This window comes from Streptomyces sp. NPDC093801, from assembly GCF_040701585.1.
Classification (GTDB): domain Bacteria; phylum Actinomycetota; class Actinomycetes; order Streptomycetales; family Streptomycetaceae; genus Streptomyces.
The window spans coordinates 86,350-93,202 of record NZ_JBFBDP010000033.1 but is presented as its reverse complement, the minus strand read 5'-3'; the positions used below and the strand labels follow the sequence as shown (position 1 = coordinate 93,202).

The 6,853-nt window shown below is 74.3% G+C and carries 6 protein-coding genes; 1 reads left to right on the top strand and 5 read right to left on the bottom strand.

The features are described 5' to 3' along the window. Window positions 1-125: 125 nt before the first annotated feature. Window positions 126-1,046 carry a hypothetical protein gene (locus AB0469_RS32130; protein ID WP_366455000.1) on the bottom strand — a complete coding sequence of 307 codons (921 nt, stop codon included), beginning with the start codon at window positions 1,044-1,046 and terminating at the stop codon, window positions 126-128. 186 nt (window positions 1,047-1,232) lie between these two features. Between AB0469_RS32130 and AB0469_RS32125 the strand changes: the two genes are divergently transcribed. After that, window positions 1,233-1,910 carry a uracil-DNA glycosylase gene (locus AB0469_RS32125; RefSeq protein WP_366454999.1) on the top strand — a complete coding sequence of 226 codons (678 nt, stop codon included), beginning with the start codon at window positions 1,233-1,235 and terminating at the stop codon, window positions 1,908-1,910. Between the two features lie 30 nt (window positions 1,911-1,940). Here AB0469_RS32125 and AB0469_RS32120 read toward each other — a convergent pair whose 3' ends face one another. Genes AB0469_RS32120 through AB0469_RS32105 form a run of 4 tightly spaced genes read right to left on the bottom strand, consistent with a single transcriptional unit; the run spans window position 1,941 to window position 6,812 of the window. Then, a complete protein-coding gene (locus tag AB0469_RS32120) occupies window positions 1,941-2,747 on the bottom strand; it encodes a methyltransferase domain-containing protein (protein WP_366454998.1) in 807 nt (268 codons plus the stop codon). A gap of 48 nt (window positions 2,748-2,795) precedes the next feature. Continuing rightward, on the bottom strand, window positions 2,796-4,004 hold the full coding sequence (locus AB0469_RS32115; protein WP_366454997.1) for an aminotransferase class V-fold PLP-dependent enzyme: 1,209 nt from the start codon (window positions 4,002-4,004) through the stop codon (window positions 2,796-2,798). Then, on the bottom strand, window positions 3,997-5,316 hold the full coding sequence (locus tag AB0469_RS32110; RefSeq protein WP_366454996.1) for a pyridoxal-phosphate dependent enzyme: 1,320 nt from the start codon (window positions 5,314-5,316) through the stop codon (window positions 3,997-3,999). The genes AB0469_RS32115 and AB0469_RS32110 overlap by 8 nt, the downstream gene beginning before the upstream one ends. Further along, entirely contained in the window at window positions 5,313-6,812 is a 1,500-nt protein-coding gene (locus tag AB0469_RS32105; protein WP_366454995.1) for a Y4yA family PLP-dependent enzyme, read from the bottom strand. Before AB0469_RS32105 ends, AB0469_RS32110 begins: the two co-directional genes overlap by 4 nt. Between the last annotated feature and the right edge of the window lie 41 nt (window positions 6,813-6,853).

Here is a 6,853-nt window from a genome sequence, read left to right as displayed (position 1 = left end):
AGCTTCCTGGGTCCCTGCGGCTTCCGGTCTCCCCGGATCTCGAAGTCCATCGCACCCCTTGAAGTGGGGTGTTGCGACGACTCCTAGAACCCAAGGCGTTCCGGACGGGCCCTCCCCGGGTGGTCCTACTGGGCCGGCGCGCCCAGCTGGATCCCCAGGGCCGCGCTGTACTGGGCGACGGCGAGCTTGCCGAGCGCCGGGTAGGCGCCGAGCACCTCGGCGGTGGCGCAGTCGGCCTCCTTGCAGGCCGTGTCCAGCAGCCCGTCGGCCGCCTCCGGGCCGATCAGGTACGGCGCCAGCGCGAGCTGGACCGCGCCGGCACCGCGCAGCTCCGCGGCGACCGCGGCCACGGAGCCCTCCTGGTCCAGCGCGGCGGCCATCACGGGCACCGCGAGCCGGGCGGCCAGCAGCATGCCGGTGATGCCGGCGGCCTGGACGGCCTCCTCGCCGCCGGTGGTGGCCAGGATGATGCCGTCGGCGGCGGTGGCCACGGTGAACAGGCGGGCGCGGTCGGCGCGGGCCAGGCCGGCCTCGGAGAGGCGCACGTGCAGCCCCTCGGCCAGCAGCGGGTGCGGGCCGAGGACGTCGGCCAGCTCGGCGGCGGCCGAGGAGTCCATCAGCGCCTGGCGCACGCGGCGCAGCAGGTCGGCGTCCGGGCCGGCGAGCAGGGGCACGACCACGGCGTCCGGGCCGGTCGGCGCGGGCACCTCGTGGCCGGCGGCGCGGGCGAACTCCGCACGCACGGTGCGCTCCTCGGCGACGGCGCTCAGCACGCCGGACAGCGAGGGGAACTCGCTGTCCTCGGTGTCCTCGCCCTCCAGGTATCCGATCCGGGCCTCCAGGCCCGGCAGCTCGGAGCGGCCGATGCTGATGATCTCCTCGGCGAGGCCCCGGGAGGCGGCCGAGGGGGCACCGGGCACGGCGAGCACCAGCGCGGGCGCGCCCTCGGGCGCCACCGCGGGCTCGGGCCGGCGGTGCCGTCCGGTCTGGCGGGGTCGCGGCATTCGTACGGGCAGGCCGTTTGCGGGCCCAGTGGGGGAGCTCATGGCGCCGCATGCTACTGGCTTATCGGAAGCAGGTGTTCGGGCAGGGCCCGCCCAGGTGGCATCTGTCCTCATTTATCCGTTGAATGTCATACACGCTTCAACCGGATCAACTGACGGACGGCGAGCGCCGGTCGACGGAACGTGGCGGTAACGCCCTGTCAGCGTGACCCAGTAGAGTGACGCAGCGTGGCACCACGACCCTTGAACGAACTTGTCGAGGCGGGCTGGGCGAAGGCCCTGGAACCCGTCGCGGACCGCATCGCGGGCATGGGGAACTTCCTCCGGACCGAGATAGCGGCCGGCCGGACCTACCTCCCGTCCGGGGCGAACGTCCTGCGCGCGTTCCAGCAGCCCTTCGACGACGTCCGCGTACTGATCGTCGGACAGGACCCCTACCCGACACCCGGCCATGCCATCGGGCTGAGCTTCGCGGTCGCCCCCGAGGTGCAGCCGGTGCCGGGCAGCCTGGAGAACATCTTCCGGGAGATGCACACCGACCTGGGGCTGCCCAGGCCCTCCAACGGGGACCTGACCCCGTGGACGAGGCAGGGAGTGCTGCTGCTCAACCGGGCCCTGACCACCGCGCCGCGCAAGCCCGGATCGCACCGGGGCAAGGGCTGGGAAGAGGTCACCGAGCAGGCCATCCGGGCGCTCGCCGCCCGCGGCAAGCCGCTGGTGTCCATCCTCTGGGGCCGCGACGCCCGCAACTGCCGGCCGCTGCTCGGCAGCCTCCCGGCGATCGAGTCGGCCCACCCCTCGCCCATGTCGGCGGACCGCGGCTTCTTCGGCTCGCGCCCCTTCAGCCGGGCCAACGAGCTGCTCGCCCGGGAGGGCGGCCAGCCAGTGGACTGGCGCCTTCCGTAACACCCCGCGGCCGGCGGCCGGGGCCGCCGGTCAGCGGACGGCGGCCAGGACGTGGCTCGGGCCGACCTGCCAGACGGCCCCCACGTCCGTGAACCCCGCCTCGCGCAGCAGCGCGACCTGGCCGGACACCGTGAGGTCGTTGCCCTCGCACGGGGCCCGCCCGCCCTCCCCGCCGTGGGAGAGCAGGGGGGCCAGCTCCGGGTCGCCGGCCGCTCCCGACCACCAGGACTCCCAGTCCTCCTCGTGTCCGCACACGGCATGGCGTTCGGCGTGGCGGCGCCCGACGTCCCGGGCGAGTTCGGACATCCTCGCCGAGTCCGGGCTGATGTGGTCGCCGTTGACCAGGATCCCGCCCGGCCGCAGCAGCCCGGCGAGCTCCCCGTACACCCGGCGCAGGGTCCGCTCCCCGAGGTAGTGGAGGGCGGTGGTCGACACCACCGCGTCCGCGGGCCGGTCCAGGCCCAGCCGGTCCAGCCAGCCCGGCTCGCCGATCATCGCGTTGACGAAGCGCAGGGCCCGGCCGTAGTGGGCGCTGCCGAGTTCCAGCAGCAGCGGGTCCGCGTCGACCGCGAGCACCTCGGCGCCCGGCAGCCGGGCGGCGAGCCGGGCGGCCAGGCACCCGGGGCCGCTGCCCAGGTCGAGCACCAGCGGAGCCGGCCGGCCGCCCGCGACGTGCTCGACGAGGTCGGCGATGACCGCGAACCTCTCCTCGCGGTCGACCGCGTACAACTGCTGCTGGCGCTCCCAGCGCTCGACCCAGCGCGCCGCCGTCCCCGTGCTCACACCCGCGCCCGCACCCATGCCCGTGCCCATGCCCGTGCCCATGCCTGTGCCCATGCCGCTCGCACTGCCTCCGTCGCCGAAGCCGCAACCCGCTCATGGAAATCATTCCAGACTGGCGAGGGCGGCGAGGAGCCGTTCCACCTCCTCGGGGGTGTTGTGGACGTGCAGGCTGACGCGCACCGAGCCCTCCCGCGCACCGGGTCCGGCCTGGCAGTGGCCGTCCGTCCGCACCATGAACCCGTGACTGAAAAGGATGAACCCGAGATCCCGCGAGTCGATCCCCCGATGGCGGAACGTGACCAGGCTGCGCCGCCGCTGGACCCGTGACCCGGCCGCCAGACTGGTCCGGCAGCCCAGCACCTCGTAGGCGTCCAGCCGGTCCAGCCCGTCGGTGAGCAGCGCGGTCAGCGCCACCGTCCAGCGCTCGATCCGGCCGGTGCCGGCGGCGTCCAGCCAGTCCAGGGCCGCCGCCAGGCTCGCGATCCCGGCCGTGTTCGGGGTCCCGCTCCAGCCGCCGGGCCGCAGCCGCGGGCCGCGCAGTCCGCGGGCCCAGACCGCGCCCGACCCGGGCAGGGCCATCGCCTTGTGGCCGGAGAACACCACGAAGTCCACGTCGAGGCCGGCCACCGAGACCGGCAGGTGGCCGATGCTCTGCGCCGCGTCCAGACAGATCGGCACCTGCGGCCCGACCACCTGGCGGATCCGGTGCACGTTCATGTCGGCCCCGTACACGTGGTGGACGTGGGTGGCGGCCACGAAACGGGTCCGCGGCCCGGTGACCGCCGCGAGCGCCCGCGGATCGTAGTCGCCGGAAGCCGCCTGGTACGGCAGCTCCCGGACCCTCACGCGCACCCCCTGGCGGGCCAGCAGGTCCCGGGCCTCCAGCCACGGCGCCAGGTTCGCCTGGTGGTCGGCGAACGGGACGACGATCTCGTCGCCGTCGACGAGCAGGGCCGGCAGCCAGTCCCGCGCCACCGTCCGCAGCCCCTCCGTGGTCCCGCTGGTGAAGTGGACCGAGGACCGCTCCGGATCCGGATCGCCCAGGAAGCGCTTGACCCGTTCCCGGGCGCCCTCCACCAGCGCCGTCGTCGTGTTGGCCCAGGGGTAGGAGCCGCGCGCCGCGTTGGCGTTGGAGGTGGTCAGGTACGCCTGCACCGCGTCCAGGACGGGCTGCGGCTTCTGGGAGGTGGCGGCGCTGTCCAGGTAGACCAGGTCCGGGTTGCCCCCGATGATCGGGAACTGGGCGCGCAGCGGCCGCTGCCAGTCGGCGAGCGCCGCCAGCTCGGCGGCGGGCACGGCCACGTCAGTCACGCACCAGGGGAGCGCCGGCGTCCCGCCAGGCGATGATCCCGCCGGCCAGGCTGCGGACGTCGGGGTGGCCCATGCGGGTCAGCAGGGCCGCGTACAGGGCCGACTTCTCGCCGACCGGGCAGGCCAGCAGCACCGGCCGGCTCCGGCCGAACGGCAGCCCGCCCCGTACGAGTTCGTCGAAGAGCTCGTCCACGATGTTCACCGACCCCTCGATGTGCAGCGCGGCGTAGGCGAACGGGCCGCGCAGGTCCACCACCAGCGGGTCGCGCTCCGCGATCCACGCGCGGGCCTCGTCGACGCCGATGACGGCGGCCGAGGCGGCCTCCGCCCCGGTCAGGGTGGCGACCGAGTTCCTGACGGGCGGCAGCCCGAGGAGGTCCGGGCGGCGCCGGCGGACGTAGCCGGTGTAGCTCTCCACCCGGTCGCAGACGATGAACACCGCCGTCCTGCGCTCCGTCAGCCCGGCGTCGAGCTCCCGCAGATGGCGGACCGCGCCGAAGTAGGCGGCCCCGCCGGTCGGTCCGGCCAGCAGTCCGCAGCGGCGCAGCAGCGTCAGCATCCCCTCGATGGCCTCGTCGGAGGTGACCGGCTCCAGTGCGTCGTAGGTGGCCGGGTCGAAGATGCCGACCTCCTGCACCTCGTCGATGGTGCGGATGCCCGGGATGAAGTCGGCCTTCTCGCCGACCAGGCCGAGGACGCGCACCTTCGGGTCGTGCGCGCGCAGCGCCCGCGCCACGCCGGTGGAGGAACCGGCCGTGCCCACGCAGGCGACGAACCAGTCGGGGGCCCGGCCGTCCAGGTCCGCGATGATCTCCGGGCCGGTCCCGGAGGCGTGGGCCTCGGTGTTGCGGGGGTTGAAGTACTGGTCGGTGTGGAGGTGGGCGCTGCCGGGCAGGTTCAGCTGCCGGTGGAAGAGGGTCAGCGGGTCGTCCTCGTCGGTGGGGTCGAGGCACTCGCTGCGGCCGGGGAGCTCCTCGATCTCGGCGCCGAGCAGCAGGAGCAGGTCCTTGACCTCGGGTATGCGCATCCGGTTGGTGACGCTCTTGAAGGGCAGTCCGTGCAGTCCGGCGATGAGCGCCAGGGCCTTGGCGGTGTTCCCGCTGGACAGTTCGACGACCGTCTCGCCGCGCTCGGCGGCGCCGGCGAGCGCGCCGCGGGTCATGTTCCAGGCGGCCCGGTCCTTGAGCGAGCCGAAGGGGTTGAGCATCTCCAGCTTGGCGTAGAGGTCGATGTGGCGCAGGCCGTGCACGGCCGCGTCGATGCGGACCAGCGGTGTCCCGCCGATCGCTTCGGTGATGCTGTCGTACCTCATCCCTGGGCTTCCCCCGTCCGTGTGAGCGGCCAGTACTGCTCGTCCAGGCACCACTGCCAGCCGCCGTCCTCCTCCCGGTGGACGGCGACCTTGCGCGCGACGGCCTGCCCCTGGGCGCGGGTGGCGCCGAAGTCCATGCAGTAGCCGGCGGTGTTGGCGAAGGCGAGGAGGTCGCCGGGGCGCGGCTGCCGGGGCAGGAACACGGTCCGGCGGGTGATCAGGTCCGATTCCAGGCAGAGGTTGCCCATGAGGTGCACCGCCACCGGCCCCGCCGCGTCGGCCGGGGCCGGGCCGCGGGGCAGGACCACCGGGTCCACGAGGACCCCGTGGTCCTCCAGGCCGACGTCGCCGGCGTTCATCGCGAGGCGCACCAGCTTCTCCCCGCCGTCGGAGTCCCGCACCTCCAGGACCCTGCCGAGGGTGAGCCCGCACTGGTCGGCCAGGGCGCGGCCCGGTTCGGCGTAGAGGTCGTAGAGGCCCTCCAGGAGCAGGGTGCCCAGCGGGCGGCCCAGCCCGGGCGCCGGATGCGCGAGCAGCTCGTCGAGGTATCCGGGGCCGGCGGTGGGCCGGTGGGCCGGGTAGAGGCCGAGCGCGCCGCGCAGGGTCCCGTTCTCGGCGCGCAGGCCGTAGCCGTGGCCGCCCCAGGACAGGGGCGGGCGGGTTCCCATGACGGCGCGGGTGAGCTCGGTGGTGTAGCGCTCCCACTGGGCGGCGCGGGCCAGGTAGCCGACGCCGAAGCCGCCGCCGACGTCGATCGCCGTCGGCCGCAGGCCGCGCGTCCTCAGCTCCTCCATGGCGTGCAGGCAGCCCTCCAGCGCCGTCGCCTTCTCCTCCACGCTGGTGGTGTCGAGGTGGTAGCCGACGCCGACGGGCTCCAGCTCCCCGCGGTGGCGGTCGAGGACGTCGAGCAGGTGGTGCAGGGACTTCACGGAGGTGCCGAAGCGGCTGCGGCGCGAGAGCCGCCGGGCCCCGGCGGCCTCGAACCCGGACAGCCGCAACAGGACGCGCAGGCGCGGCAGTCCGTGCCCGCGCACGAGGGCCGCCGCCCGCTCCAGCTCGCCGGGTCCGTCGGCGTTGACGAGCGTCCCGCTGCGCGCGGCGAGCCAGAGGAACTCGGGGTCCTTGGGACCGGTCGCCATCACGTCGGCTCCGGCGAACCCGGATCCCAGGGCGTGCTGCAACTCCGTGAGCGAGGCGGCGTCGAGGGCCGCTCCGGTGGTGGTGAGCCGGCGGACGAGGGCGCTGGAGCGGTTGGCCTTGTGCGCGAAGAAGACGCGTCCGGCGAGCCGGTGGCGGGCGAACACCGCGCGGAAGCCGCGGACGTTGTCGGCGATCTGGTCGGGCAGGATCACGTTGAGGGGGGATCCGAGGGCGTCGACGAGGGTGTGCAGGAGCGCCGGTGATTCCAGGAGGGCCGCCGCGCGCGGTGCGAGCCTCGGTTCCAGGTACAGGGGGGCGTGGTGCGAAGGGTCGCCGTACGAGGGGTCGTTGCTCATCCCAGCTGTTCCTCTCCGTCGAGGAATGCGTACCGGTGCCG